Origin of the sequence: Allobosea sp. Root670 (genome assembly GCF_001429415.1) — a bacterium.
Lineage (GTDB): Bacteria > Pseudomonadota > Alphaproteobacteria > Rhizobiales > Beijerinckiaceae > Allobosea > Allobosea robiniae.
In genome coordinates this window covers 259,851-285,570 of the sequence record NZ_LMJU01000016.1, presented here as the reverse complement: position 1 = coordinate 285,570, position 25,720 = coordinate 259,851, and the positions used below count along the sequence as shown (strand labels likewise).

Annotated in this window: 24 protein-coding genes; 13 read left to right on the top strand and 11 right to left on the bottom strand. The window is 66.2% G+C overall.

Annotated features, from left to right (window positions below; translation table 11 throughout):
- Positions 1–130 precede the first annotated feature (130 nt).
- From uvrB to ASE61_RS16755, 3 genes are all read left to right on the top strand, one after another.
- The gene (gene uvrB, locus ASE61_RS16760; protein WP_082617485.1) at positions 131–2,833 is read left to right on the top strand and encodes an excinuclease ABC subunit UvrB; all 2,703 of its coding nucleotides are present in this window, start codon (positions 131–133) and stop codon (positions 2,831–2,833) included.
- A 125-nt stretch (positions 2,834–2,958) separates the two neighbouring features.
- Positions 2,959–3,768 (top strand): DUF2971 domain-containing protein, encoded by an 810-nt coding sequence (locus tag ASE61_RS26035; RefSeq protein WP_162260111.1) that lies wholly within the window; start codon positions 2,959–2,961, stop codon positions 3,766–3,768.
- A 17-nt stretch (positions 3,769–3,785) separates the two neighbouring features.
- Complete coding sequence (locus ASE61_RS16755) at positions 3,786–4,205, top strand: DUF2267 domain-containing protein (RefSeq protein WP_061968750.1); 420 nt, start codon at positions 3,786–3,788, stop codon at positions 4,203–4,205.
- Positions 4,206–4,208: 3 nt separating this feature from the next.
- Here ASE61_RS16755 and ASE61_RS16750 read toward each other — a convergent pair whose 3' ends face one another.
- Positions 4,209–4,706 (bottom strand): GNAT family N-acetyltransferase, encoded by a 498-nt coding sequence (locus ASE61_RS16750; protein WP_061968749.1) that lies wholly within the window; start codon positions 4,704–4,706, stop codon positions 4,209–4,211.
- A gap of 612 nt (positions 4,707–5,318) precedes the next feature.
- On the opposite strand from ASE61_RS16750, the gene ASE61_RS16745 reads away from it, so the two are divergent.
- Together ASE61_RS16745 and ASE61_RS16740 are read left to right on the top strand one after the other, a co-directional pair.
- Positions 5,319–5,705, top strand: coding sequence for a DUF6152 family protein (locus ASE61_RS16745; RefSeq protein WP_061968747.1), 387 nt, complete (start codon positions 5,319–5,321; stop codon positions 5,703–5,705).
- A 2-nt stretch (positions 5,706–5,707) separates the two neighbouring features.
- On the top strand, positions 5,708–6,181 hold the full coding sequence (locus ASE61_RS16740) for a DUF6644 family protein (RefSeq protein WP_061968745.1): 474 nt from the start codon (positions 5,708–5,710) through the stop codon (positions 6,179–6,181).
- Here the strand turns inward: ASE61_RS16740 and ASE61_RS16735 are convergent.
- The 5 genes from ASE61_RS16735 to ASE61_RS16715 all read right to left on the bottom strand — a co-directional run bounded on the left by ASE61_RS16735 (position 6,178) and on the right by ASE61_RS16715 (position 10,421).
- Complete coding sequence (locus ASE61_RS16735; protein ID WP_061968744.1) at positions 6,178–6,627, bottom strand: NUDIX hydrolase; 450 nt, start codon at positions 6,625–6,627, stop codon at positions 6,178–6,180. The genes ASE61_RS16740 and ASE61_RS16735 overlap by 4 nt on opposite strands.
- A gap of 202 nt (positions 6,628–6,829) precedes the next feature.
- Complete coding sequence (gene nhaA / locus ASE61_RS16730; RefSeq protein WP_061968742.1) at positions 6,830–8,026, bottom strand: Na+/H+ antiporter NhaA; 1,197 nt, start codon at positions 8,024–8,026, stop codon at positions 6,830–6,832.
- An 82-nt stretch (positions 8,027–8,108) separates the two neighbouring features.
- The gene (locus tag ASE61_RS16725; RefSeq protein WP_200959650.1) at positions 8,109–8,495 is read right to left on the bottom strand and encodes a c-type cytochrome; all 387 of its coding nucleotides are present in this window, start codon (positions 8,493–8,495) and stop codon (positions 8,109–8,111) included.
- A 133-nt stretch (positions 8,496–8,628) separates the two neighbouring features.
- Positions 8,629–9,444, bottom strand: a complete 816-nt coding sequence (locus tag ASE61_RS16720; RefSeq protein ID WP_091858355.1) for an alpha/beta fold hydrolase — start codon at positions 9,442–9,444, stop codon at positions 8,629–8,631.
- Between the two features lie 269 nt (positions 9,445–9,713).
- Positions 9,714–10,421: a GntR family transcriptional regulator gene (locus tag ASE61_RS16715; protein ID WP_061968739.1), complete on the bottom strand. Its 708-nt coding sequence runs from the start codon at positions 10,419–10,421 to the stop codon at positions 9,714–9,716.
- 243 nt (positions 10,422–10,664) lie between these two features.
- On the opposite strand from ASE61_RS16715, the gene ASE61_RS16710 reads away from it, so the two are divergent.
- From ASE61_RS16710 to ASE61_RS16680, 7 genes are all read left to right on the top strand, one after another.
- On the top strand, positions 10,665–12,233 hold the full coding sequence (locus ASE61_RS16710) for an ABC transporter substrate-binding protein (protein ID WP_061968737.1): 1,569 nt from the start codon (positions 10,665–10,667) through the stop codon (positions 12,231–12,233).
- Positions 12,234–12,364: 131 nt separating this feature from the next.
- Positions 12,365–13,357 (top strand): ABC transporter permease, encoded by a 993-nt coding sequence (locus ASE61_RS16705; RefSeq protein ID WP_061968735.1) that lies wholly within the window; start codon positions 12,365–12,367, stop codon positions 13,355–13,357.
- Entirely contained in the window at positions 13,347–14,282 is a 936-nt protein-coding gene (locus ASE61_RS16700) for an ABC transporter permease (protein ID WP_061968734.1), read from the top strand. The genes ASE61_RS16705 and ASE61_RS16700 overlap by 11 nt, the downstream gene beginning before the upstream one ends.
- Positions 14,283–14,314: 32 nt before the next feature.
- On the top strand, positions 14,315–15,511 hold the full coding sequence (locus tag ASE61_RS16695) for an amidohydrolase family protein (RefSeq protein ID WP_061968732.1): 1,197 nt from the start codon (positions 14,315–14,317) through the stop codon (positions 15,509–15,511).
- A 38-nt stretch (positions 15,512–15,549) separates the two neighbouring features.
- Positions 15,550–17,013: an amidohydrolase family protein gene (locus ASE61_RS16690; protein ID WP_061969152.1), complete on the top strand. Its 1,464-nt coding sequence runs from the start codon at positions 15,550–15,552 to the stop codon at positions 17,011–17,013.
- A complete protein-coding gene (locus ASE61_RS16685; RefSeq protein WP_061968730.1) occupies positions 17,010–17,999 on the top strand; it encodes an ABC transporter ATP-binding protein in 990 nt (329 codons plus the stop codon). The genes ASE61_RS16690 and ASE61_RS16685 overlap by 4 nt, the downstream gene beginning before the upstream one ends.
- The gene (locus ASE61_RS16680; RefSeq protein ID WP_082617483.1) at positions 17,992–18,996 is read left to right on the top strand and encodes an ABC transporter ATP-binding protein; all 1,005 of its coding nucleotides are present in this window, start codon (positions 17,992–17,994) and stop codon (positions 18,994–18,996) included. The genes ASE61_RS16685 and ASE61_RS16680 overlap by 8 nt, the downstream gene beginning before the upstream one ends.
- A 4-nt stretch (positions 18,997–19,000) precedes the next feature.
- Here ASE61_RS16680 and ASE61_RS16675 read toward each other — a convergent pair whose 3' ends face one another.
- On the bottom strand, positions 19,001–19,432 hold the full coding sequence (locus ASE61_RS16675) for an OsmC family protein (RefSeq protein ID WP_061968728.1): 432 nt from the start codon (positions 19,430–19,432) through the stop codon (positions 19,001–19,003).
- Between the two features lie 158 nt (positions 19,433–19,590).
- Between ASE61_RS16675 and ASE61_RS16670 the strand changes: the two genes are divergently transcribed.
- On the top strand, positions 19,591–19,887 hold the full coding sequence (locus ASE61_RS16670; RefSeq protein ID WP_061968726.1) for an antibiotic biosynthesis monooxygenase: 297 nt from the start codon (positions 19,591–19,593) through the stop codon (positions 19,885–19,887).
- Positions 19,888–19,976: 89 nt separating this feature from the next.
- Here the strand turns inward: ASE61_RS16670 and ASE61_RS16665 are convergent, their stop codons facing one another.
- The 4 genes from ASE61_RS16665 to fdhF all read right to left on the bottom strand — a co-directional run bounded on the left by ASE61_RS16665 (position 19,977) and on the right by fdhF (position 25,713).
- Positions 19,977–21,635, bottom strand: a complete 1,659-nt coding sequence (locus ASE61_RS16665; RefSeq protein WP_061968724.1) for an OFA family MFS transporter — start codon at positions 21,633–21,635, stop codon at positions 19,977–19,979.
- A gap of 97 nt (positions 21,636–21,732) precedes the next feature.
- Positions 21,733–22,005 (bottom strand): formate dehydrogenase subunit delta, encoded by a 273-nt coding sequence (locus ASE61_RS16660; protein ID WP_061968723.1) that lies wholly within the window; start codon positions 22,003–22,005, stop codon positions 21,733–21,735.
- On the bottom strand, positions 22,002–22,844 hold the full coding sequence (fdhD, locus tag ASE61_RS16655; protein ID WP_061968721.1) for a formate dehydrogenase accessory sulfurtransferase FdhD: 843 nt from the start codon (positions 22,842–22,844) through the stop codon (positions 22,002–22,004). Before fdhD ends, ASE61_RS16660 begins: the two co-directional genes overlap by 4 nt.
- Positions 22,831–25,713 carry a formate dehydrogenase subunit alpha gene (fdhF, locus tag ASE61_RS16650; RefSeq protein ID WP_061968719.1) on the bottom strand — a complete coding sequence of 961 codons (2,883 nt, stop codon included), beginning with the start codon at positions 25,711–25,713 and terminating at the stop codon, positions 22,831–22,833. The genes fdhD and fdhF overlap by 14 nt, the downstream gene beginning before the upstream one ends.
- Positions 25,714–25,720 lie beyond the last annotated feature (7 nt).

The window sequence follows — 25,720 nt, the reverse complement described above, 5'->3', positions numbered from 1 at the left end:
TAGGTTGTCATTAACCGATATATGCAATCTAAAGTTGCATTAAGCGTTCCTGTCAACTCCTGTCACCAATCAGCCCTGCGATGCGCCGCACCCCCTCGCATCATCACGCATTCCGCCCCATATTGCGGCCATGCCGAAAAGCTCCGACACCACCGCGACCAAGCCGAAGGCGGCGAAGAAGCCGTCCTCGGCCCGCACGCCCAATTCCAAGGCGACCAAGCCCGAGCTGAAGCCGCTCGAAGGCTATCTCGCCGACCTGCTGAACCCCGCGATCAATCGCGGCACGGCGGTGCCCGGCGGTGCCTCCGGCTTCAGCGACAGGCCGCAGGCCGGGTACGAGGCCAAGCCGGACTACGCGCTGGAACGGCCGGGCGGCGAGGAGAGGCCCAAGCGCAAGCTCTCCAAGAAGGCGGATTCCGCCTTCATCGGTGCCGAGGGCGCGGCCGCCGCGACGGCGACCTCGCTGCAACATCTGCTGGAGACCGGCAGCCCCTTCATCCAGCCCGGCAAGCCCTGGACGCCGCACCGGCCCGAGCGCCCCGAGAAATCGGAGGGCGGCATCGCCTTCACGATGAAGTCGGACTTCTCCCCGTCAGGCGACCAGCCGACCGCGATCGCCGATCTCGTCGACGGCATCCGCCGGCAGGAGCGCGATCAGGTGCTGCTCGGCGTCACCGGCTCGGGCAAGACCTTCACCATGGCCAAGGTGATCGAGGAGACGCAGCGCCCGGCGCTGATCCTCGCGCCGAACAAGACGCTGGCGGCGCAGCTTTACGGGGAGTTCAAGAGCTTCTTCCCCGACAACGCGGTCGAGTACTTCGTTTCGTACTACGACTATTACCAGCCGGAGGCCTATGTTCCGCGCTCGGACACCTATATCGAGAAGGAATCCTCGATCAACGAGCAGATCGACCGCATGCGCCATTCGGCGACGCGCTCCCTGCTCGAACGCGACGACGTGATCATCGTCGCCTCGGTCTCCTGCATCTACGGTATCGGCTCGGTCGAGACCTATACGGCGATGACCTTCTCGGTGAAGCTTGGCGAGCGCATCGAGCAGCGCCAGCTCATCGCCGATCTCGTCGCGCTCCAGTACAAGCGCACCCAGCACGATTTCGCCCGCGGCACCTTCCGGGTGCGCGGCGACGTCATCGAGCTCTACCCGGCGCACTATGAGGACCGGGCCTGGCGCATCGGCCTGTTCGGCGACGAGGTCGAGTCGATCTCCGAATTCGATCCGCTCACCGGCCAGAAGACCGGCGAGCTCGAATTCATCAAGGTCTACGGCAATTCGCACTACACCACGCCGCGCCCGACGCTGACCCAGGCGGTGAAGTCGATCAAGGAGGAGCTGAAAGCCCGCCTCGACGAGCTCAACCGCATGGGCCGCTTCCTGGAGGCACAGCGGCTCGACCAGCGCTGCACCTTCGACATCGAGATGATCGAGGCCACCGGCTCCTGCAACGGCATCGAGAACTATTCGCGCTATCTCACCGGCCGCAAGCCGGGCGAGCCGCCGCCGACGCTGTTCGAATACCTGCCCGACAACGCGCTGGTCTTCACCGACGAGAGCCATGTCTCCGTGCCGCAGATCGGCGGCATGTACCGGGGCGACTTCCGCCGCAAGGCGACGCTGGCCGAATACGGCTTCCGCCTGCCCTCCTGCATGGACAACCGGCCCTTGCGCTTCGAGGAATGGGACGCGATGCGGCCCCAGTCGGTGCATGTCTCGGCCACGCCCGGCGGCTGGGAAATGGAGCAGACCGGCGGCGTCTTCACCGAGCAGGTCATTCGTCCGACAGGTTTGATCGACCCGCCGGTCGAGATCCGCCCCGCCAAGCATCAGGTCGCGGACCTGCTGGACGAGGTCAAGGAGGTCACCGAGAAGGGCTATCGCACCCTCGTCACCGTGCTGACCAAGCGCATGGCCGAGGACCTGACCGAATACCTGCACGAGAACGGCGTGCGCGTGCGCTACATGCACTCGGACATCGACACGATCGAGCGCATCGAGATCCTCAGAGACCTGCGCCTCGGCGCCTTCGACGTGCTGGTCGGCATCAACCTGCTGCGCGAGGGCCTCGACATCCCCGAATGCGGCTTCGTCGCCATCTTGGACGCCGACAAGGAGGGCTTCCTGCGCTCCGAGACCTCGCTGATCCAGACCATCGGCCGCGCCGCCCGCAACGTCGACGGCAAGGTCATCCTCTATGCCGACCACGTCACCGGCTCGATGGAGCGGGCGCTGGCCGAGACCAATCGCCGCCGCGAGAAGCAGCTCGCCTATAATGCCGAGCACGGCATCACGCCGCAGACGATCAAGCGCGCCATCGGCGACATCCTCGGCTCGGTCTATGAGCGCGACCATGTCACGGTCGACAAGGGGCTGGTGGCGCCGGCCTCGGGCCACAACCTCAAGGCCGCGATCGCCGATCTCGAGAAGCGCATGCGCGAGGCCGCGGCCGATCTCGAATTCGAGGCGGCGGCCCGCCTGCGCGACGAGATCAAGCGCCTGCAGGCGACGGAGCTGGCGATCGCGGACGATCCGCTCGCCCGGCAAGGCGATGTCGAGGCCTCCGCCGGCAAGTACAAGGGCGAGCGCAGCTACGGCTCCAGCGCCAACCTGCCGCCGACCCGCGCCCGCAAGCCGACGGATGCGGATATGGGCCCGCATAATCTCGGCGGCGGCGAGGGCAGGCCGAAAGCCGGCGAGAAACCGAACCCGCTGCTGACCGGCACCTCACGGGTGCGGAAGCCGACCCTCGACGAGATGGGGCCAGTGCCGGAATCGCGGCCTAAGGGGGCGGGGGAGAGAAGGCGTCGACGTTCCTAGTTAAATTGCTTTCGAGGGATGCGATGCCGCCGAGTGAATTTCCCGTCGTTTATAAGTATACGAGCCATAGTTCGGCTGAATTAATCATAAGGAATCGTTCTCTGCGTTTCGGCAGACCAACCGAAATGAACGACCCTTTTGATGCGTATATCGATGATCTATTTGACCGCTCATTGAAGGAGCAGCATCGAGATGCTGCTCTCACCATCGTTGACATGATCGAAAATGACCCTGCTGCGCTCTCGTGCCGCTTAGGGTTGCCGTTGGAAGAAGTAGCAGCGGTATCGTCGATGATGAGGGCGGGTACTCAGAAGCAGCGTGATGAGTGTCTTGCGCTGGTTGCCTCGCCAGCTTTCGAAGAATCGTGCCCGCAGTTGAAAGCTGAGCTTGATGTCTTGGAGGTCAGACGTACCGCTCTAATTGCGCAATTCCGCGACAGCGGAATTTTTTGTGCAACGCGTCGCAAAGATAATCTTCTTATGTGGGCGCATTATGCAGAGCAGCATCGAGGAGTTGTCTTCGGCTTCAAACCGGATTCTGCTGTGGACTCGTTTCTATGTTTGCTTGAGCCCGTTTCCTATAGCACAGTTCGGCCCAGCTTTTACGACCCCGTCGATCCCCTCAAGGGGGCTCGTCCGAAGCCGGAGGATATGCGGGCTTTCAACCGGTATCTGACTGCAACAAAAAGCCCCGAATGGTCTTATGAAGAAGAGCTACGCCTCGTTGTTCCGTCTTTCGTTCCAAGGGGACAATCAGCGACTTTCTTGCCTTTTCATCCTCATGAGCTGGTGGAGCTGTATCTAGGTCATCGGTTTGACGTTGGATGTCGAGGTGAAATGATTTCCGCTGCGCAGTCTTTGAATAAGGACGTGGCCATCTTCCAGATAAAGCTCGCAAAAGACGCGTATGCACTAACATTTGACCGTATCGTGTAGACGGCCTTTCAGTCGCCATGACCGTCCCCTCCGCCTTCGTCCATGCCTCGCGCGATCTCGAACGTTTCCTGCTCGATGCGCGCGATGAGCTCGGCCATGCCACCACGCATCAGACCTGGCAGTCGGTGCTGGCCGTGCTCGTCACTTTCCGGGCGCGCCTGACGCCGGCCGAGGGGCTGGTCTTCGCCGACGCGTTGCCGCCGCTGCTCGCGGCGATGCTCCTGCAGGACTGGGACCTCGGCCAGCCGCCAAAACCCTTCGCCGAGCGCGCGGCGCTGGCGCGGGAGGCGATGGCGTTTCGCGGCGACCACAGCATTCTGCCCGAAAGCGGCATCGCTGATGTCGCACGGGCGCTGCGCCGGCATGTCGAGCCGCAAGCCTTCGAGCGCGCGCTGGCCAAGCTGCCGGCGGGCGCGCGGGAATTCTGGGCGATCTGAGCCTCAGGTCACATCGAAAGCCGCGTGATAGCGCACCGTACCGGCCGGCAGCTCCGCGCCGAAACCGAGGCGCATGAAGTACTCCGGCGGCACGCCCTCCAGCACCAGCGCCGGATCGGCAGCGAAGCCGAAGCGGCCGTAATAGGCGGGGTCGCCGAGCAGGACGCAGCCACCGGCGCCGATCGCGCGCAGGCGCCGCAGGCCCTCGCGGATCAGCTCCGAGCCGATGCCGCCGCGCTGCCGGCCCGGCCGCACCGAGACCGGCCCGAGCCCGAACCAATCGCGCTCCGCCCCGTCGATCGTCACCGGCGAGAAGGCGACATGGCCGACGATCTCGTTGCCCTCGACGGCGACGAGCGAGAGCGTCAGCGCCCCGGCCTTGCGTAGGGCATCGACGATCGCCGCTTCGGTGCCGCTGCTATGCGGCGCCGTCGCGAAGGCTTCCGTGGTCAGGGCGTGGATGGCGTCGGAATCTGCGGGCTGTTCAGTGCGAATATCCATGAGGAGCTTATGCCATGCCGGCGTCGCCGATGAAAACTAATCCCCGCCTGCGCGACCCGTGCCTATTCTCTGATCACCTCACCCCGAGGGGCAGCCATCCGGAGGCATGCTGCATGGCGGGGCGGGGACGGCGCCCTGCGGCCGGGTTTGCACCCCGGACTCGGGAGGCTGCGGGGCACCGCCCTGGGCGTACTACGGCGCCTGTGCGAGGAGCTCGCTGGAAGGCTCGGGATATCCGAGGCCGGACGCGGAATGGATGACGAGGCGATGAGCCGAACTGATCCGTGAAGCGCCGGGCATGAGGACCCCCAGCCCGATAAGCGCGGCCCGTGGCTTTCAAATCGCCGGCAAGCGGAGCGCCACGGGGCGTGCGGATGGTGGCTCAATTCATCCGCGCCGCATCCTGGCTCAACGGAAGCGGCCCGATACCCCGCGCCTCGCGGCGCTCCGCTGCCCCTCATTCTCCCCGCACGCGGCGACGCGGGCGGCCGCAGGCGCTTGCATGGCTCCTGACCCCGCCAACGCAGATGTGATGGCCCGGCTGCAACCCGGCCGTGGCAGGCTGGTTGTCGAGAGGCGCGCGGCTCGCGCGCCCGAACAGGGAGACGTTGCATGACGATGCTGAACCGCCGCCGCCTTCCCGTCCTTCTCGCCGGCCTCGCCGCCACCGTCGCGCTGCCGGCACTGGCGCATCACGGCTGGGCCTGGGCCGAGGGCGAGCAGATGACGCTCAAGGGCAAGATCAGCAAGATCTCGATGGCCCCGCCGCATCCGATGCTGATGGTCGAGTCCGAGGGCAAGCTCTGGCAGGTCGATCTCGGCAATCCCAACCAGACCGAGCGCTCCGGTTTCCGCGGCGACACGGCCAAGCCGGGCGATGCCATCACCGCGCTCGGCAACCGGCATCTCGACAAGACCAAGCTGCACATGAAGGCCGTGCGCATCACCCTCGCCGGCAAGGATTACGACCTATATCCGGAGCGCATCCGCACGAACTGAGCGTGCCCGGCTTGATCGAAGCGCTGGGGCACTGGCCTGGCGCGCTGTGGCTGCAGCGCTCCGGCACGGCCTATCTCGTCGTCAACGCCGCCCATATCCTCGGCATCGGCCTGCTCGTCGGCGCGATCCTGCCGCTCGATCTCCGATTGATCGGCCTGCTGCGCGGCGCGCCGCTCGCCGTGCTCGCGCCCTTCCTGACGCGGGCCGCCGCCTTCGGCCTCGCGCTGGCGCTGTTGACCGGCGCCTGGCTCTTCACGGTGAAGCCGGCGGAATATGCGGGCAACCCGGCCTTCCTCGCCAAGCTCGCCCTGCTCGCGCTGGCGCTCGGCAATATCGCGCTTCAGCATCGGGGCAGGGCGCTGGCGGAAACCTTGGCGACGGAGCGGGTGCCATGGCCCGCGCGGGCGAGTGCATTCGCCTCCTTCACGCTCTGGCTTGCGGTGCTGCTGGCGGGGCGCTGGATCGGTTTTGTCTAGGCCGCGACGGCGAGCTGGGTGTCGAGCTTGCGGATGGCGGTGCTGAGCTCGGGCTCGTCGACGATATCGGCGGCGTCGGCCAGCTTGAACCAATGCAGGTCGCGCTGGTGCTGCTCGGCCCAGCTGTCGAGCTGCTGCTCGACCTCGAGCAGATAGAGCTTCACCTCGCAGAGCGCGAAATGGTCGTTCATCCGCTTCCAGTAGGTATAGCGCCCGGCCGGCTTCTCGCTGACGCGGCCGATCACGCCGGCCTCCTCATAGGCCTCGCGCGCCGCGGCGTCGCGGTCCTTGAGGCCCTTCATCGGCCAGCCCTTGGGCACGATCCAGCGGCGCGTGGTGCGCGAGGTCACGAGCAGGATTTCGGTCGAGCCGTCGGCGGCGTGACGGATCGGCATGGCGGCGATCTGCGACCGCTTCTCCCCCGGTTTCCGCTTGGCCTTCTTCATCGACGCTGGAGGCTCCTTCCGCATCGGGCCGAAAAGTGGAGTGCACTTTTCGGAGAAACCCGATGCCATCACCAAAGAGCTGGATCGCCATAGGCGATCGAGCGGCTGCACATTCGTCCGGCTTCGAATCACAGATGTTCGCCGGAACGAATAAATATTGCATCGATCCGGAAAAATGGAAGAGGCGTTCCGTCGAATCGCATCAGCCCTTCGATTCGCGCATATCCTCTGGCCTCGCCAGCCGCAGCAAGAGCCAGCCGCAGATGCCGGAGAGCAGCGAGCCGGCGATGACGCCGATCTTGGTCTGGCTCTGCAGGGCTTCCGAATCCGGGAAGGCGAGCAGCCCGATGAACAGGCTCATGGTGAAGCCGATGCCGCAGAGCAGGGCGATGCCGTAGAACTGCGCCCAGGAGGCGCGTGCCGGCAGGTCGGCGAAGCCGGTGCGGATCGCCAGCCAGCTGAAGCCGAAGACGCCGATCTGCTTGCCGAGGAACAGCCCGAGCATGATGCCGAACGGAACGGGGGCGGCGAGCGTGGAAAGCCCGAGCCCGGCGAAGGAGACGCCGGCATTGGCGAAGCCGAAGACCGGGATGACCAGGAAGGCGACCCAAGGGTGCAGCCCGTGCTCCAGCCGGTGCAGCGGCGAGCCGGCATCGTCGGGCTTCGCCGGCGAGGGGGTGAGCGGGATCGTCAGCGCCAGCGCGACGCCGGCGAGCGTCGCATGCACGCCGGATTTCAGAGTGAAGTACCAGAGCGCCAGGCCGAGCAAGAGATAGGGCGCCAGCCGCATCACGCCGAGCCGGTTCAACGCGACGAGCGCCGCGAGCGTCGCCGCGGCGAGCCCGAGATGCAGGCCGGAGAGACCGGCCGTGTAGAAGACCGCGATGATGATCACCGCGCCGAGATCGTCGAGGATGGCGAGCGCCGTCAGGAAGATCTTGAGCGAGGCCGGCACGCGCGAGCCCAGCAGCGAGAGCACGCCGAGCGCGAAGGCGATGTCGGTGGCTGTCGGGATGGCCCAGCCGCGCAGGCCTTCGGGCGCGCCGAGATTGAAGGCGACATAGATCAGCGCCGGCGCGACCATGCCGCCGAGCGCGGCGAAGCCGGGCAGGACGCGGCGGCTCCAGCTCGAGAGCTGCCCGTCCAGCATCTCGCGCTTGATCTCGAGCCCAACGAGCAGGAAGAACACCGCCATCAGCGCATCATTGATCCAGTGCAGGATCGACAGACCCAGCACATAGCTCTTCAGCACGCCGAAATAGAGCGGTGCCGCCGGCGAATTGGCGACGACGAGGGCAAGGGCCGCGACGACCATCAGGACGATGCCGCCCGCTGCCTCGCCGTGCAGGAAGTCCCGCAAGGCGGAAAGGGGTTTTGTCCGGGTCGCAGCGGCGGCCATCAAGCTCTCCTTCGTCGATCAGACGCGGAGAGATACGACGGGCAGCCGCCGATGACCAAGTTTGCCGATGCCGCAGGCGGCTTCAGGACTTCTTGCCGTCCTTGTCGAACTGCTTGAGGAAGGCGGTCAGGTCCTTGATCTCCTTCTCGCTCTTGATGCCGGCGAAGATCATCTTGGTGCCGGGGATCTTGGCCCTGGGGTCCTTGATGTACTCGGCGAAGGTCGCCTCGTCCCAGGTCAGGCCGGAATTCTTGTTGGCGGCCGAGTAGCTGTAGCCCTCGACGGCGCCGGAATGCCGGCCGATCAGCCCGTTGAGCTCGGGGCCGACGAGATTGCGCGCGCCTTCGCCGATCTGGTGGCAGGCGCGGCATTTTGCGAAGGAGCGTTCGCCTGCCGAAGCATCCTGTGCCGCGGCCGGTTGGGAGAGGAAGGGGAGAAGGAGAACAAGGCTGGAGAGAATGGCTCGCATGATCACGTCTTTCGACTTGGAGGCATTCTCAGCTTAGCGCCGGGCCGGGTGCCGATGGCATGAGCCATTTCGACGCGCGGCGCGCTGTCCTTTCAGCTGGAAAATGAGAGCTCGGGGAATTCCGAAGCGATTCTCAGAGTTCGCCGATCCATTCCGCCACGGTCGCGGTGAAGGCGTCCGGCCGGGAGATCGGGAAAAGATGCCCGCCGGTTTCCATGATCGCCCGGCGGCAGCCGGGCAGGGCGGCGGCGAGCTCCTCCTGATGATAGACGGGCACGACCATGTCGTCGCGCGTGCCGAGGACAAGCACGGGCATCAGCAGCTGGTCGATATCGGCGGTGCCGTCGAAGGCGAGCAACGCGTCGAGGCGCTCGCGGGCGATCGTCCGGGCATGCTCGCTCACCGGCGCGGCTTCGATCGCGGCGTCATAGATATGCCAGTTGGCTTCGATCCAGCGCGGCTGGTAGCCGTTCAGCACCGAGGTGGCGGCATAGGCATGGGGATCGCAGCCCAGGATCGCCCGTCGGGTACCGAAGACCGCGTTGAGATACCGGCCGGGCTTGAGCCAGCTCGCGCTCAGGATCAGGCCGTCGAGGCGGCCGGGGGCCTGCTTGGCGATGGCCTGCGCGATGCAGCCGCCGGTGGAATGGCCGAGCACCACGGCGCGCGAGACACCCGCGGCGTCGAGCACGGCGAGGCTGTCCTGCGCCAGCAGGTCGATGGAACAGGGCACTTCGCCGCGGCTGCTGGCGCCGATGCCGCGCTGGTCGAACCGGATGACCTGGAAGGAGCGCGAGAGGGTCGCGGCGATCTCGCTCCAGAAGGCGGCACTGCCGCTCAGGCCGCTGACGAGCAGCAGCGGCTGGCCGTGACCTTCCTTGAACGCGTGGAGCGTCGCACCGTCCGGCGTCTCGATCTTGAAATCGATGATGTCCGTGGTGGCCGTCATGCATCACCTCGCGGATGAAGATGCCGAATGCTGCGCTGCCGGCGCTTGATGTCGTCCATGGCCCCATCCTCCCTGGAATAGTAGGTCGCCCGCCCTGATCGCTCGGTCTTGATTTGGCCGATGGGATCACTTCGTGGCAGGATGGCGCATCGGGCCCGCCCCCGCCATGGCTTGAGTGCAGGGGGAGCAATGTTCTTGACGCAGATCAAATAGACCAAAGACTAATTGGCCTGCGTGTGGCGCATATCTTTGTGCGCGGTGCCTCAGGGTCAGGAGGGGTTCAGCCCTTCGCTGAGAGCGTAGGGCGCGAGCACGTCGCGGATGTCGCGCTCGATGCGCGGCGTCAGCAGGGCGCGGGTGACGACGGCCCGCAGATGGTGGTCCATCAGGTCGGCTGCGCGGGCAGCGTCGCCGGCGCGCAGCGCGTCGATCAGCTGGCGGTGCTCGGAGACGGCGCATTCGGTCGAGTGCGGGCGCCCGTAGATCGCCAGGATCAGCGAGCAGCGCGACGAGGCCTCCTGGACATAGCGCAGTAGCAGCGCGTTGCCGGTCATCTTCGCGAGCTTGATGTGGAACTCGCCGGAGAGGCGGATCGATTCCGGGCCGTCCTGCTCATGCGCCTTCTCCTCCTGGCGGACATGGGCTTCCAGCTCCGCGACCTGGGAGGGGGTGATGCGCCCGGCCAGGCTTTCGGCGACGAGCCGCTCGAGGCCGCGCCGGACCTCGAAGACGTCGCGTGCTTCTTCCAGTGTCGGATAGGCGACCGAGGCGCCGCGGTTGGGCTTGAGCTCGACGAGGCCCTCGACGGCGAGGCGCCCGAAGGCCTCCCGCACCAGGGTGCGGCTGACGCCGAGCTGCTCGCCGATCGAATCCTCGGGCAGCTTCATGCCGGGCTTCAGCGCCTGCTCGATGATCGCCCGGCGCAGCGCCCGGTAGACGGATTCGGCGCGCAGAACCGGGGTTCGCTTCTCGCCCATCGTGGCTGTCCCTCGTGCTGGAATGGTCTTGTCCGGGGGCGTCAATGTCACGATCGCGGGCTCCGCGCCAGTTTCCGCTTGTGCTCAATAATCGCATACAATACGCTTCTAGTATCGTATGCAAGTATGCCTGATAATCGCACACGAAATTGGCGCGCAAAGCGTCAGGTGCATAACGGAACGGCAACAAGCGATCGAGGTTCGGCGGGGCCGCGGCACGTCGATGCAAAAGGGGAGAAGTCGATGAAGAAGGCCTGGTTGCTGGCGGCCGTCGCCGCCTTCGCGTTCACCGGCGCGGCGGAAGCCAAGACGCTGAAATGGGGCGCGTCACGCGAGATTGCCTCGCTCGACCCCTATTCCTACGGCGAGACCTTCACGCTCGCGGTGCTCAATCACGTCTATGAGGGGTTGGTTCGCTATACCGGCGACCTCAAGATCGAGCCGGCTTTGGCGGAGTCCTGGGAAACCGTGTCGCCGACCGTCTGGCGCTTCAAGCTGCGCCAGGGCGTCAAGTTCCATAACGGCAACCCTTTCACCGCCGATGACGTCATCGCCTCGCTGGCCCGCGTCACCCACGAGACCTCGCCGCTCAAGGGCAATCTGCCGGCCTACAAGAGCTCGAAGAAGATCGATGACTTGACCGTCGAGATCGAGGTCAACGGCCCTTACCCGCTGCTGCTGAACGACCTGACCAACATCTTCATCTTCGACAAGGAATGGATGGAGGCGAACAACTCGCTGCTGCCCACCGATTCCGGCAAGGGCGTGAAGGGCTACGCCACCGACAATGCCAACGGCACCGGCCCGTTCAAGGTCGAGAGTCGCCGCGCCGATTCCAAGACGGTCTTCGTCAGGAATGCCGGCTGGTGGGACAAGCCGAAGCACAATATCGACGTGATCGAATTCTCGCCGATCACCTCGTCCTCGACCCGCGTGGCCGCGCTGCTCTCCGGCGAGATCGACTATACCAACGTCGCGCCGCTGCAGGACCTGCCGCGCCTCTCCGCCTCGCCGGACGTCAAGGTACTGCAGACCAACGAGCTGCGCTCGGTCTTCTTCGCCTTGAACCTCGGCGACAAGCTCACCGAGAGCGACGTCAAGGACAAGAACCCCTTCAAGGACATCCGGGTCCGCGAGGCGCTCTACCGGGCCATCGACATCGACGCGGTGCAGAAGCGCGCCATGCGCGGCCTGTCGCGCAACACCGGCGCGCTCGTCGCCCCGGCGATCCCCGGCTACGATCCCTCGCAGGACGAGCGCCTGCCATTCGACCTGAACGGCGCCAAGAAGCTGCTGGCCGATGCAGGCTATCCCAACGGCTTCTCCTTCCAGATCAACTGCCAGAGCGACTCCCTCGTCAACGAAGAGGAGTTCTGCCAGGCGATCGCGGCGATGTGGTCGCGCGCCGGCCTGAAGCCAAACCTCAGCATGGCCCCGCGCAGCCAGCAGACGCCGAAGCGCGTCAAGGGCGATTTCGACGTCATCTCCTTCGGCTGGGCCAACGAGCCGATGATCGACGCCTATTCCCTGCTGGTGCAGGTGCTGCATTCCAAGAACGGCACCAGCGGTGTCTTCAACTGGGGCAACTGGGGCGATCCGCGCATCGACGCGCTGATCGACAAGGCCGGCGTCGAACTCGACACGCCCAAGCGCATCGAGATGATGAAGGAGGCGCTCAAGATCGCCAAGCAGGAGCAGCTCTTCATCCCGCTGCACCAGCAGCCGATGGCCTGGGCGATGCGCTCGACGATCGTCTCGACCGTGCAGGCCTCGGACAACAAGCCGCGGCTCTGGCTGACCATGATGAAGTGAGGCTGATGCGGTTCTGCCGTCATGGCCGGGCTTGACCCTCGGTCATCTCGGAAACCAGTGCCTCTTCTCCTGAAGTTCCCGGGTCTTCGTCGCGCGAAGCCCGGGAATGACGCCGGAACGCAGGAGTTCCCATGCCGGCCTTTCTCCTCAAGCGACTGCTCAACGCTGCCGGCGTCATGCTGGCGGTGGCCTTTCTCGCCTTCCTGATCTTCCGCTTCGTCGGCGACCCCGTGGAGCTGATGCTGAACGAACAGGCGAGCCAGCAGCAGCGTGACGAACTGCGCGTCCGCCTCGGCCTGGACAAGGGCTTCGTGCTGCAATACGCGACCTTCGTCGGCAATGCCGTGCGCGGCGATTTCGGCATTTCCTACCGCAACCAGCAGGACGTCTTCACGCTGATCTCGGAGCGCTTCCCGGCGACCTTCGAACTGGTGCTGGTCGCGACCTTCCTGTCGCTGGCCGTCGGCATTCCCCTCGGCGTCTACACCGCGATCCGGCGAGACAGCCTCCTCGCCAAGACCCTGCAATTCGTCTCTGTGCTCGGGGTCTCGCTGCCGAGCTTCGCGCTCGGCATCCTCTTCATCCTGATCTTCTCGGTGACGCTGCAATGGCTGCCGGCCTTCGGGCGCGGCGAGGTCGTGCAGATCGGGTGGTGGAGCACGGGCCTGCTCACCGCGTCGGGCCGCAAGGCGCTGATCCTGCCCGGCATCACGCTCTCGCTCTTCCAGATCACGCTGGTGATGCGGCTCGTCCGCGCCGAGATGCTGGAGACGATGCGCACCGACTTCATCCGCTTCGCCCGGGCGCGCGGCCTGCCGGCACGCGCCGTCCATTTCGGCCATGCTTTGCGCAACTGCCTGATGCCGGTCATCACCGTCACCGGCCTGCAGATCGGCAACCTGATCGCCTTCGCGCTGGTCACCGAGACGGTGTTCCAGTGGCCGGGCATGGGCATGCTCTTCGTCCAGGCGGTGACCTTCGTCGATATCCCGGTGATGGCGGCCTATCTGATCGTCGTCTCCTTCATCTTCGTCACGCTCAACACGCTGGTCGACCTGACCTATGCCTGGGTCGATCCGCGCCTGCGCGAGGACGCGCTGACGGGAGGTGCAAATGCCCGCTGATGCCCTGAAGAAGCCCGGTCGCATGCGCCGTTTCCTCGACAGCGATATCGGCTGGAGCTTCTGCCACACGCCCGTGGCCTGGCTCTCGGCGCTGGTGCTGGTGCTGCTCGTGCTGACCGCGCTCTTCGCCCCGCTGATCGCGCCGCAGAACCCCTATGATCTCAGCCAGGTCTTCATCGACAAGGCCGAGATCCCGCCGATCTGGCAGTCCGGCGGCGAATGGCCCTTCCTGCTCGGCACCGATCCGCAGGGCCGCGACGTGCTCTCGGCCATTCTCTACGGCTCGCGCATCTCGCTGATCATTGGCTTCGCGGCGGTGATGGTCTCGATGCTGATCGGGGTCTCGATCGGGCTGATCGCCGGCTTCCATGGCGGACGCATCGACAACCTGCTGATGCGGCTCGGCGACACCGTGCTCTCGATCCCGACGCTGCTGATGGCGATCCTGGTCTCGGCGATCTTCCGCGAGATGCTGCCGCCGGCTTTGCGCGAGCCCTTTTCAGCCGTGGTGCTGGTGCTCTCGATCGCGCTGACGAGCTGGGTGCAATATGCACGCACCGTGCGCGCGCTGACCATGGTCGAGCGTCGCAAGGAATATGTGCTCGCCGCCCGCATCATCCGCGTGCCGGCGACGCGGATCATGGGCCGCCACATCCTGCCGAACACGATGACGCCGGTGCTGGTTTCGGCGACGCTGAGCCTCGGCCTCGCCATCCTCTCGGAGGCGACGCTGTCCTTCCTCGGCGTCGGCATGCCGATTACCCAGCCGTCCCTGGGTACACTGATCCGCATCGGCAACCAGTACCTGTTCTCCGGTTCCTGGTGGCTCGTCGTCTTCCCCTCGCTGCAGCTCGGGCTGATCGTGCTCTCGGTCAACCTGCTCGGCGACTGGCTCCGCGATGCGCTGAACCCGAAACTGCGCTGACCATCACAAGAAACCACGAGGATACGCCCGCGATGACCGCCTCTCTCCTGATCCGCAACGTCCGCCCGAACGCGGGGCCTGCCCTCGACATCCTGATCGAGAATGGCCGCATCGACCGGATGGCCAAGGACATCGCCGCGCCCGCCGGCGTGACGGTCGAGGATGGCCGCGGCGAGATCGTCATTCCCGGCCTGGTCGAGGCCCATGCCCATCTCGACAAGAGCCTCTGGGGCCAGCCCTGGTATGTCAACGAAGTCGGCCCGAAGCTGCTCGACAAGATCGACAACGAGCGCCTGAACAAGCGCCGCCTCGACATGGACCCCGCCCGCCAGTCGGCACGCCAGACCGTCCAGTCCTCGACGATGGGCTCGACCCATACCCGCAGCCATGTCGATGTCGACACCGATCACGGGCTCTGGGGCGTCGAGGGCATCCTGAAGACCCGCGAGGATTACGCGGACATCATGGACATCGAGCTCGTCGCCTTCCCGCAATCCGGGCTGCTGCGCCGGCCGGGCACGCTGGAATTGATGCACGAGGCGATGAAGGCCGGCTGCGAGATCGTCGGCGGCCTCGACCCCTGCGCCATCGACCGCGATCCGAAGGGCCATCTCGATGCGATCTTCGGGCTCTGCCAGACCTATGGTCGGCCGCTCGACATCCATCTGCACGAGCCCGGCGAGATGGGCCTGTTCTCGCTCGACCTGATCATCGAGCGCACCCGCGCGCTCGGCATGAAGGGCAAGGTGACGGTCAGCCACGCCTTCTGCCTCGGCACCGATCCGCAACTGGTTGATCCCGTCATCCCGCAGCTCGCCGCGCTCGACATCGCGATCATGACGACGGCGCCGGCCCGCAACACGGCGCCGGCGGTGAAGAAGCTGCTCGATGCCGGCATCCGCGTCTGCTCGGGTTCGGACGGCATCCGCGACACCTGGGGCCCCTATGGCAATGCCGACATGGTCGAGCGCGCCATGTTCATCGGCCTGCGCAACAATTTCCGCCGCGACGACGAGGTCGAACTCGGCCTCCACGTCTGCACGACCGGCGGTGCCCAGGTGATGGAGATTGCCGATTACGGTCTCACTGAGGGCAAGGCCGCCGATCTGGTGATCATGCCCGGCGAGAGCCTGACGGATATCGTCGTGACCCGTTCGCCCAGGCGCCGCGTGATCAAGCGCGGCAGGATCGTCGCCCGTGACGGTGTTTCGGTGAGGACGGCCCCGTGAGCCTTGAGGCCAAGAAGCGGCCCGAAGGCCGCATCCTGATGACCGCGTGCTGGGTGGTCGGTCACAAGGATGGCCGCCATCGCCTCTACGAGAATGGCGAGGTCGTCTTCGAGAACGGCGAGGTCGTCTTCGTCGGCCATGGCTTCCCCGGCGAGGTCAGCAGACGGATCGACTACGGCCACGCCCTGATCGGGCCGGGCTTCATCGATTGCGACGCGCTCTCCGACCTCGACACCACCATCCTCGGCTATGACAACCAGCCGGCCTGGAAGAAGGGCCGCGTCTGGCCGCGCAGCTATCTCGATGCCGGTCCCTACGAGATGTACACGCGCGAGGAACTGGCCTTCCAGAAGCGCTACGCCTTCTCCCAGCTGATCCGCAACGGCATCACCACGGCGCTGCCGATCGCCTCTCTGTTCTACCGCGCCTGGGGCGAGACGGTGCAGGAGTTCGAGGATGCTGCGGTTGCCGCCGCCGATCTCGGCATGCGCGCCTATCTCGGCCCGGCCTATCGCACCGGCAACCAGGTGGTCGAAAGCGACGGCCGCGTCGTCACCTACTACGAGGAGGAGCGCGGCCTCGCCGAGCTCGATGCGGCGATCGACTTTGCCAAGCGTCATGAGGGTGAAGCCGGCGGCCTGATCCGCGCGATGTTCGCGCCCGACCGCATCGAGACTTCGACGGCCGAGCTGCTGCGCCGCACGGCGGCAGCCTCGCGCGAGCTCGACATCCCCGTCCGGCTGCATTGCTGCCAGTCAAAGATCGAGTACGATCTCGTCCTCGCCCAGCACGGCATGAGCCCGCCGGAATGGCTGGAGAGCCTCGGCTTCCTCAACGAGCGCTGCCTGCTGCCACATGGCACCGTCGTCTCCGGCAGCCGCCTGATCGACCGCCCCGGCCGCGATCTCGAGATCATCCGCGATTCCGGCGCCAGCATCGTGCATTGCCCGCTGGTTTCGGGCCGGCACGGCAACACGATCAACCATCTCGGCAGCTATCGCGCGATGGGCCTCAACATCGCCATGGGCACGGATACGAGCCCGCCGGACATGGTGATGAACCTGCAGACCGGCATGATCCTCGCCCGCACTATGGCCGGCAATGTCGGCGCGGTGCGCTCCGAGGATTATTACGATGCGGCGACCATCGGCGGCGCCAACGCGCTGCAGCGGCCCGATCTCGGCCGCCTCCAGCCGGGCGCGCGCGCCGACATCACCGTCTTCGAATTCGACCGGCCGCATAGCGGGCAGGTCATCGACCCCATCCAGACGATGATGCTGACCGGCCATGGCCGCGACTTCGCGACCGTGGTGATCGATGGCCGCTTCGTCATGGAAAACCGGGCGATCCCCGGCCAGGACGAGGCCGCCGACAACGCCCGCGCCCAGAAGCAGTTCGAGGGCGTGATGGCGCGCTATCCCGAGCGCACGCTCGGCCACCCGCCGATGAGCGAGATCTTCTCGTCGAGCTACGCGATCGAACGCAGCGAGGCCTCTGCATGACTGCATCCGCCGCAGCGCCTCTTCTCTCCGTGCGCGACCTGCGCATCGTCTTCGACGGCCGGCATGGCGCGTTGACGGCGCTCGATGGCGTCTCTTTCGACATCGCGCCCGGCGAGATCTTGGGCGTGGTCGGCGAATCCGGGGCGGGCAAGTCCCTGACCGGCACGGCGGTGATCGGCCTGCTCGATCCGCCGGGCCGTATCGCCGGCGGCGAGATCCATCTCTCCGGCCAGCGCATCGACAACCTCCCGGCGGAGGCGATGCGCAAGCTTCGCGGCCGGCGCATCGGCGCGATCTTCCAGGACCCGCTGACCTCGCTGCATCCCTTGCTCAAGGTCGGCGATCAGCTCGTCGAGACTATCCTGACCCACCTGCCGGTCAGTCGCACGGAAGCGCACAAGCGCGCACTCGACCTGCTCAAGGAGGTCGGCATCCCCGCCGCCGAAACGCGGATCGACCATTTCCCGCACCAGTTCTCGGGTGGCATGCGCCAGCGCGTCGTCATCGCGCTCGCGCTCTGCGCCGAGCCCTCGCTGATCATCGCGGACGAACCGACGACGGCACTCGACGTCTCGATCCAGGCGCAGATCACGACCTTGCTGAAGCGGCTCTGCAGCGAGCACGGCACGGCGATCATGCTGGTCACCCACGATATGGGCGTCATCGCCGAGACAGCCGATCGCGTCGCGGTGATGTATGCCGGCCGCATCGTCGAGATCGGCCCGGTCGAGGAGGTGACGCGCCGGCCGAGCCATCCCTACACCGCCGGGCTGATGGCCTCGATCCCCAGCGTCCATGTCCGCCACGAGCATCTCAACCAGATCGACGGCGCCATGCCGCGCCTCAACGCCATTCCGCCGGGATGCGCCTTCAATCCGCGCTGCGGCCGGGCGGAGGATTTCTGCCGCGAGCACAAGCCCGGCCTGCCTCTCTCGGGTCATGCCGCCGCCTGCCATTTCCCCCTGAAGGAGGCGGCCCATGCTTGAGCAGGTTTCGACGCTCGCCCCCGCCAAGGCAGCGGGTGACGACATCATTCTCGACGTCGCCGCCGCCTGCTGCCGCTTCGATGTGTCGGCGCCGGCTTTGTCCCGACTGTTCTCGCACGAGCCGCGGCGCATCCTGCGTGCGGTCGAGAACGTCTCCTTCACGGTCAGGCGTGGCACCACCTTCAGCATCGTCGGCGAATCCGGCTGCGGGAAATCGACGCTCGCCCGCATGGTCGTCGGCCTGCAGCGGCCGACCGAGGGCAGGCTCAGCTTCCGTGACATTCGCCGTGCCGACCGCACCATCGGCCCGCCGCGCGTGCAGATGATCTTCCAGGACCCCTATGCCTCGCTCAATCCGCGCTGGCGCGTCGGCGACATCATCGCCGAGCCGATCCGCGAACTGAGGCTCAGGTCCGACGAGGCGGAGGTCCAGCAGCGCGTCGGCGACCTGCTGGAAGTGGTCGGCCTCTCGCGCACCGATGCGAGCCGCTACCCGCATGCCTTCTCCGGCGGCCAGCGCCAGCGCATCTCGATTGCCCGTGCGCTCGCGACCGAGGCCGATTTCCTCGTCTGCGACGAGCCGACCTCGGCGCTCGACGTCTCCGTGCAGGCGCAGATCCTCAACCTGATGGTGCGGCTGCAGAAGGAGTTCGGGCTGACCTATCTCTTCATCAGCCACAATCTCTCGGTCGTCCGGCACATGTCGGACGAGCTGGCGATCATGTATCTCGGCCGCTTCGTCGAGGCAGGCCCGGCCGAGCAGGTCTTCACCCGGCCGCAGCACCCCTATACGCGCCTGCTGCTCGACACGATCCCCGATGTCGAGCGGCCGAACCGGGAGCGCCGGCCGATGTCCGGCGAGGTGCCGAGCCCGATCAATCCGCCGGCCGGTTGCACCTTCAATCCGCGCTGCGCCCAGGCCGCCGATCGCTGCCGCGTCGAGCGGCCGGAGCTGCGACGACTGGGCGGGGTCAGCGTCTCCTGCCACCTCGCCTGAAGCGTTAGCTGACCAGCGTCGCTTCCAGCGTGATTGGCGCCTTGAACAGTTTCGAGACCGGGCAGCCGGCCTTGGCCTTGCCGGCCAGCGACTCGAAGGTCGCCTGGTCGGCGCCGGGCACCTTGCCTTTCAGCGTCAGGTGGATCGCGGTGATGGCATAGCCGTCCTCGAGCTTGTCGAGCGTTACCCGCGCCGTGGTGTCGAGCGCATCGGCCTTGAGATTGGCCTCGCCGAGGATCAGCGAGAGCGCCATGGTGAAGCAGGCAGCATGCGCCGCGCCGATCAGTTCCTCGGGATTGCTACCGGGCTTGCCTTCGAAGCGGCTGGCGAAGCCGTAGGGATAGGCGTCGAGCGCCTTGGTCTCGGTCGAGATCGTGCCCTTGCCGTCCTTGATGCCGCCTTCCCAATGGGCCGCGCCGGTCTTGTTGATCGCCATGATGCTGTCTCCCGTTCTGGTTGGGTGGGTTATCCTGCGCCTGGAAAGCTACTCTCTGACAACGGCCCGGTGCTCGTTGGGTTCACCGGCACGTGATCGTGACGAGGAGAAGTACATCGCTTGCCGTAAGGTCATCTCTCCGAACGCTGGAGGCCGCCATGACCGCATTCAATGCCGTTCGTTTCAAGGTCAAGCCGGGGATGGAGACCGCCTTTCTCGACGCCCATCGCAATGTCGCTGCCGACTGGCCGGGCCTGCGGCACGCGAACATCATCGCCGCCGGGGAGGGGCGCTATTGCATCATCGCAGAATGGGAGAGCATGGCCGCGATGGCGGCGGCGCGCCCGCAGATGATCGCCACGCTCAACAGCTTCCGCCATACGCTCGACGATCTCGGCGGCGGGCTCGGCGTCACCGATCCGATCGCCGGCACGGTTGCCTTGTTGCTGAAATAGCGCCGTCGTTTGAACGCTGTATCGCAACAGACGAAGGCCCGTACCGATCGCTCGATGCGGGCCTTCGGGTAGGGCAGGGATGTCGTGGTTTAGCGGAACAGCGCCAGCGACTTGGACAGGGTGATCCAGACGCCCCAGGCGATCGGCAGGCCGACCACGGCCCAGGCGAGCATGGCCGTGCCGTCGAACCCGCCCTTGCCGATGCCGTAGGAGCCGTAGTGAGCTGCCCCGTCGACACTGGCCGATCGCTTCTGCAAGGCCGCGACCTCGGCATCCTTCATGAACCATTTGGCCGCGACGGGGCGGACCAGCAGGTTGCAGAGGAAGCCGAGCACCAGCATGCCGGCGAGGATGTACATGGTGCGGTCATAGACCTGCGCGCGCGGCACGCCGGCATTGATCTGCGCCTCGCGGATATAGTTCACCACCACCGGGCCGATGATGCCGGCCGTCGACCACGCCGTCAGCAGGCGGCCATGGATCGCGCCGACGAACTGCGTGCCGAACATGTCGGCGAGATAGGCGGGCACCGTCGCGAAGCCGCCGCCATACATCGACAGGATGATGCAGAAGAAGGCGACGAAGAGCGCGAGCGACCCGGCATGTGCCGCCCAGGGCGAGAGCGCATAAAGCAGGATGCCGAGCCCGAAGAAGGTGGCATAGGTCAGCTTGCGGCCGAGCTTGTCCGACAGCGAGGCCCAGAAGAAGCGCCCGGCGATGTTGAACAGCGAGAGCAGGCCGACGAAGGCCGCCGCGATCGTGGCGATCTGCGTCTTCTGCCCGGCGTCGAGCGCGGAAAAGCCGATCTCCGGCTTGCCGATCAGCGAGCCCGCGAAGATCTCCTGCAGCATCGGCGAAGCCATGCCGAGCACGCCGATGCCGGCCGAGACGTTGAGCGTCAGCACCGACCAGATCAGCCAGAACTGCGGTGTCTTATGCGCGTTCTGGAGATGCACGTGACCGGAGGTGATCATGGCGTTCTGCGTCGCCGGCGGGGTCCAGCCCTCGGGGCGCCAGTTGGCCGGCGGGATGCGGTAGCCGAAGGTGCCTGCCATCATGAAGACGAAATAGATCGCGGCCATTGCGACGAAGGTCTGCCAGACGCCGACCGAGGCGGGCGTCTTGAAATAGTTCATCAGCATGTCCGCCAGCGGCGAGCCGATCATCGCTCCGCCGCCGAAGCCCATGATTGCCATGCCGGTCGCCATGCCGCGCCGGTCCGGGAACCATTTCACCAGAGTCGAGACCGGCGAGATGTAGCCGAGGCCGAGCCCGATGCCGCCGATGACGCCGGAGCCGAGCCACAGCATCCAGAGCTGGTGCCAGTAGACGCCGAGCGCCGAGATCAGCAGGCCGCCGCACCAGCACAGGGTCGAGACGAAGGCCGCCTTGCGCGGGCCGACGCGCTCGAGCCAGCCGCCCCAGATCGCGGCCGAGGAGCCGAGCAGCACGAAGAACAACGTGTACATCCAGCCGAGATCGGCGACCTTCCAGTCGCAAGCCGTGGTGAACAGCGAGCCGATCAGGCCGACATCCGCCGCGCAGGCGACGGGCTTGGTGATGCCGATCGCCTGGCTGAGCGGCAGCCAGAACACCGAGAAGCCATAGGCCATGCCGATGCACAGGTGGATGCAGAGCGCAGCCGGGGGCACGAGCCAGCGGTTGAAGCCCGGTTTGGCGATGGTCCTTTCGCGGTCGAGCAGGCCGATGCCGCCTCCCGCCTGTCCGATATCCTGTGCGACACTCATTCCCCGGTTCCTTTCCCCATGGCTTCGCTGTTCGGGCCAGGTAGGTTCCTGGCTCGTTGCACTCTCTCGATGCGCCGCCAGGGCGGCGGCTTACGCGCTATCCTCCGCGCCCCGGCCTGATCCGCAGCAGGGCTTGCCGCAGCAGGGGCGGGAGGTCCTCCGGCCGGTCCGCGAAGGCGGCGAGGAAGTCCCCGCGCATGCGCCCGGTCCAGAACTGGTTGATGTGGTCGGCGATGGAGGCGATGGCCTCCGCTTCCGGATAGGCCTTGAAGAAATCGGCGATCTGCCCGGCCATGCGCAGGAGCTTCGCGACGTTCTCCGCGTGGTGGTCGGCCGCGGTGGGTTCTGTGGTCAGGCCGGCCTCCGTCATCGGGCAATGGTCTCGGATTCGGGCGCGAGCGCACCGGTGAAGACGATGCAGCCGTCGCGGCGCGCGACCGCGGCAAGCGTCAGGCTGAGATGCCGGGCACGCTCGATGGCGAGCGAGGTCGGCGCCGAGATCGCGACGAGCGTGCCGGCGCCGAAGATGGCGGCCTTCTCGACCATCTCGAACGAGGCGCGGCTGGTGACGAGCAGGAAGCCCCCGCTGGCATCCGCTCCGGCGCGGAGCCGTGCGCCGATCAGCTTGTCGAGCGCGTTATGGCGGCCGACATCCTCGCGCACGGCCAGGATCACGCCGTTCGCATCGCACCAGGCGGCGGCATGGACGGCGCGGGTGAGCTGGCTCAGCGGCTGGTGCTTGTCGAGTTCAGCAAGTGCTGTCTCGATTGCCGCGGCGGATACGGCGCGGGACGCTCGCGTCGCCGCATCGGCCATCGGGATCTCCTCGATGGTCTCGACGCCGCAGAGCCCGCAGGAGGTCCGGCCCGAGAGGTTGCGCCGCCGCGCCAGATGCTCGCGGAAGCGGCCCGGCGCAAGCTCGACGGTGACGATGACGCCTTCGTCCTTCGGTTCGACGTTGATGCCGCGGATCTCGGAGGCTTCCCGGACGATGCCCTCGGTCAGGCTGAAGCCGGTGACGAAATCCTCGAGGTCGGAGGGGCTCGCCATCATCACCGCATAGGGCATGTTGCCGTAGACGATATTGATCGGCGTTTCGACGGCGACCTCGATCTCGCGTGCGTCCTCCCGCGCCGCGCCGAAGCGCAGCGGCTCGGCCGTGACAGCGGCCGAGGCTGGCGGCTGGGTTTCGCGGTTATTCCGCGGCATCGGGCAGGCGTTCCGCGATCCGGCGCAAGGTCACGTCCTCCTCGAAATTCTTCTCCTGCCAGGCGGAATAAGCATTGGTGCGTCGGACGTCGACAGCGGTGACCTTGTATTCCGGGCAGTTGGTCGCCCAGTCCGAATAATCCGTGGTGATGACGTTGGCACCGGTCTTGGCGTGGTGGAAGGTGGTGTAGACCACGCCCGGCTGCATGCGCTCGGAGATCATGGCCCTGAGCGCGATATCGCCCGAGCGGCTGGCGAGTGCGACGAGGTCGCCGTCGCGGATGCCGCGGCTCTCGGCGTCGAAGGCGTGGATCTCGAGCACGTCCTCGTCATGCCAAGCGCCGTTCTCGGTGCGCCGCGTCTGCGCGCCGACATTGTATTGCGAGAGGATGCGGCCGGTGGTGAGCAGCAGCGGGAAGCGCGGCCCGGTCCGCTCGTCGGTCGGGACGTATTCGGTGATCATGAACTTGCCCTTGCCGCGCACGAAGCGGTCGACATGCATCAGGGGCGTGCCGGTCGGCGCCTTGTCGTTGCAGGGCCACTGCACCGAGCCGAGCTTGTCGAGCTTGTCGTAGGAGACGCCGGCGAAGCTCGGCGTCAGCCGCGCGATCTCGTCCATGATCTCGCCAGGATGGCCGTACGCCATCTCGTAGCCCAGCGCCCGCGCCAGCTCGATCGTGACCTGCCACTCGTCCTTGCCGGAAAGCGGCGCCATCACCTGCCGGACCCGGTTGATGCGCCGCTCGGCATTGGTGAAGGTGCCGTCCTTCTCCAGGAAGGAGGCGCCCGGCAGGAAGACATGGGCGTATTTCGCCGTCTCGTTCAGGAAGATGTCCTGGATGACGACGCATTCCATCGAGGCCAGGCCCGCCGTGACATGCTTGGTGTTGGGGTCGGACTGGGCGATGTCCTCGCCCTGGACATAGAGGCCCTTGAACGTGCCCTCGACCGCCTCGTCGAGCATGTTGTTGATGCGCAGGCCCTGCTCGGGGTCGAGCGGCACGCCCCAGAGCATCTCGAAGACCTGCCGGGTCGAGTCGTCCGAGACGTGGCGATAGCCCGAGAACTCGTGCGGGAAGGAGCCCATGTCGCAGGAGCCCTGGACATTGTTCTGGCCGCGCAGCGGATTGATGCCGACGCCGTCGCGCCCGATATTGCCGGTCGCCATGGCGAGGTTGGCCATCGCCATCACCGTGGTCGAGCCCTGGCTGTGCTCGGTGACGCCGAGCCCGTAATAGATCGCGCCATTGCCGCCGGTGGCGTAGAGCCGAGCCGCGGCACGCACATCCGCCGCCGGCACGCCGGTATAGGACTCGCTTGCCTCCGGCGAGTTCTCCTCGCGGGCGACGAAACGGGCCCAATGCTCGAAATCGCCGAGATCACAGCGCTCGCGCACATAGGCCTCGTCGATCAGCCCCTCGGTAACGACGACATGGCTGAGCGCATTGAGCAGCGCGACATTGGTGCCGGGCCTGAGCGGCAGGTGGTAATCCGCCTTCACATGCGGAGACTGCACCATGTCGATCCGGCGCGGATCGGCGACGATCAGGCGGGCGCCCTCGCGGATGCGCTTCTTCATCCGCGAGGCGAAGACCGGGTGACCGTCGGTCGGATTGGCTCCGATGACGAGGATGACGTCGGACTTGGCGACGGACTTGAAGTCCTGCGTGCCGGCGGAGGTGCCGAGCGTCGTCCTGAGGCCATAGCCGGTCGGCGAGTGGCAGACGCGGGCGCAGGTATCGACATTATTGTTGCGGAAGGCGGCGCGCACCAGCTTCTGGACGAGGAAGACCTCCTCATTGGTGCAGCGCGAGGAGGTGATGGCGCCGACCGATTCACGGCCATACTTCGCCTGGATGCGCTTGAATTCGGAGGCGGCGTAGGTGATCGCCTCTTCCCATGACACTTCGCGCCACGGGTCCGTGATCTTCGCCCGGATCATCGGCTTGGTCATGCGGTCGGTGTGGGTCGCATAGCCCCAGGCGAAGCGGCCCTTCACGCAGCTATGGCCCTCGTTCGCCTTGCCGTCCTTGTAGGGCGCCATGCGGATGACGCGGTCGCCCTGCATCTCGGCCTTGAACGAGCAGCCGACGCCGCAATAGGCGCAGGTCGTCACCACCGAATGCTCGGGCTGGCCGTGCTCGATGACCTTGTTCTCCATCAGCGTCGCCGTCGGGCAGGCCTGCACGCAGGCGCCGCAGGAAACGCATTCCGAACCCAGGAAATCGGTCGGCCCCGCCGCGACGCGCGAGTCGAAGCCGCGGCCCGTGATCGTCAATGCGAAGGTGCCCTGCACCTCCTCGCAGGCCCGCACGCAGCGATTGCAGACGATGCATTTCGACGGGTCGTAGGTGAAGTACGGATTCGAGGTGTCCTTCGCGAGCCAGTTCTCGTTGACCGCGCCGTCCTTGCCCTTGGCGAAGACGTGGTTCTCGCCCTCATAGCCATAGCGGACTTCGCGCAGGCCGACCGCGCCGGCCATATCCTGCAATTCGCAATCGCCATTGGCCGAGCAGGTCAGGCAGTCCAGCGGATGGTCGGAGATATAGAGCTCCATCACGCCCTTGCGTAAGGACGAGAGGTTCTCCGACTGGGTGCGCACGATCATTCCGTCTTCTGCCGGAGTCGTGCATGACGCGGGCGTGCCGCGCCGCCCCTCGATCTCGACGAGGCAGAGCCGGCAGGAACCGAAGGGTTCGAGCGAGTCGGTGGCGCAGAGCTTGGGGATCTTGGTGCCCAGGCTCATCGCGGCCGCCATCACCGAGGTCCCGGCCGGCACCGTGACGCTCTGGCCGTCGATGGTCAGCGTCACCGTCTTCTCGGAAAGCCGGATCGGCGTGCCGTAGTCGATTTCCTTGATCAGGCTCATCTCAGCC

Excerpts from the sequence above, each read along its gene's own strand:
- uvrB (WP_082617485.1), top strand. The coding sequence starts at position 131 with ATGCCGAAAAGCTCCGACACCACCGCGACCAAGCCGAAGGCGGCGAAG.
- ASE61_RS26035 (WP_162260111.1), top strand. The coding sequence starts at position 2,959 with ATGAACGACCCTTTTGATGCGTATATCGATGATCTATTTGACCGCTCA.
- ASE61_RS16755 (WP_061968750.1), top strand. The coding sequence starts at position 3,786 with ATGACCGTCCCCTCCGCCTTCGTCCATGCCTCGCGCGATCTCGAACGT.
- ASE61_RS16750 (WP_061968749.1), bottom strand. The coding sequence starts at position 4,706 with ATGGATATTCGCACTGAACAGCCCGCAGATTCCGACGCCATCCACGCC.
- ASE61_RS16745 (WP_061968747.1), top strand. The coding sequence starts at position 5,319 with ATGACGATGCTGAACCGCCGCCGCCTTCCCGTCCTTCTCGCCGGCCTC.
- ASE61_RS16735 (WP_061968744.1), bottom strand. The coding sequence starts at position 6,627 with ATGAAGAAGGCCAAGCGGAAACCGGGGGAGAAGCGGTCGCAGATCGCC.
- nhaA (WP_061968742.1), bottom strand. The coding sequence starts at position 8,026 with ATGGCCGCCGCTGCGACCCGGACAAAACCCCTTTCCGCCTTGCGGGAC.
- ASE61_RS16725 (WP_200959650.1), bottom strand. The coding sequence starts at position 8,495 with ATGCGAGCCATTCTCTCCAGCCTTGTTCTCCTTCTCCCCTTCCTCTCC.
- ASE61_RS16720 (WP_091858355.1), bottom strand. The coding sequence starts at position 9,444 with ATGACGGCCACCACGGACATCATCGATTTCAAGATCGAGACGCCGGAC.
- ASE61_RS16715 (WP_061968739.1), bottom strand. The coding sequence starts at position 10,421 with ATGGGCGAGAAGCGAACCCCGGTTCTGCGCGCCGAATCCGTCTACCGG.
- ASE61_RS16710 (WP_061968737.1), top strand. The coding sequence starts at position 10,665 with ATGAAGAAGGCCTGGTTGCTGGCGGCCGTCGCCGCCTTCGCGTTCACC.
- ASE61_RS16705 (WP_061968735.1), top strand. The coding sequence starts at position 12,365 with ATGCCGGCCTTTCTCCTCAAGCGACTGCTCAACGCTGCCGGCGTCATG.
- ASE61_RS16700 (WP_061968734.1), top strand. The coding sequence starts at position 13,347 with ATGCCCGCTGATGCCCTGAAGAAGCCCGGTCGCATGCGCCGTTTCCTC.
- ASE61_RS16695 (WP_061968732.1), top strand. The coding sequence starts at position 14,315 with ATGACCGCCTCTCTCCTGATCCGCAACGTCCGCCCGAACGCGGGGCCT.
- ASE61_RS16690 (WP_061969152.1), top strand. The coding sequence starts at position 15,550 with ATGACCGCGTGCTGGGTGGTCGGTCACAAGGATGGCCGCCATCGCCTC.
- ASE61_RS16685 (WP_061968730.1), top strand. The coding sequence starts at position 17,010 with ATGACTGCATCCGCCGCAGCGCCTCTTCTCTCCGTGCGCGACCTGCGC.
- ASE61_RS16680 (WP_082617483.1), top strand. The coding sequence starts at position 17,992 with ATGCTTGAGCAGGTTTCGACGCTCGCCCCCGCCAAGGCAGCGGGTGAC.
- ASE61_RS16675 (WP_061968728.1), bottom strand. The coding sequence starts at position 19,432 with ATGGCGATCAACAAGACCGGCGCGGCCCATTGGGAAGGCGGCATCAAG.
- ASE61_RS16670 (WP_061968726.1), top strand. The coding sequence starts at position 19,591 with ATGACCGCATTCAATGCCGTTCGTTTCAAGGTCAAGCCGGGGATGGAG.
- ASE61_RS16665 (WP_061968724.1), bottom strand. The coding sequence starts at position 21,635 with ATGAGTGTCGCACAGGATATCGGACAGGCGGGAGGCGGCATCGGCCTG.
- ASE61_RS16660 (WP_061968723.1), bottom strand. The coding sequence starts at position 22,005 with ATGACGGAGGCCGGCCTGACCACAGAACCCACCGCGGCCGACCACCAC.
- fdhD (WP_061968721.1), bottom strand. The coding sequence starts at position 22,844 with ATGCCGCGGAATAACCGCGAAACCCAGCCGCCAGCCTCGGCCGCTGTC.
- fdhF (WP_061968719.1), bottom strand. The coding sequence starts at position 25,713 with ATGAGCCTGATCAAGGAAATCGACTACGGCACGCCGATCCGGCTTTCC.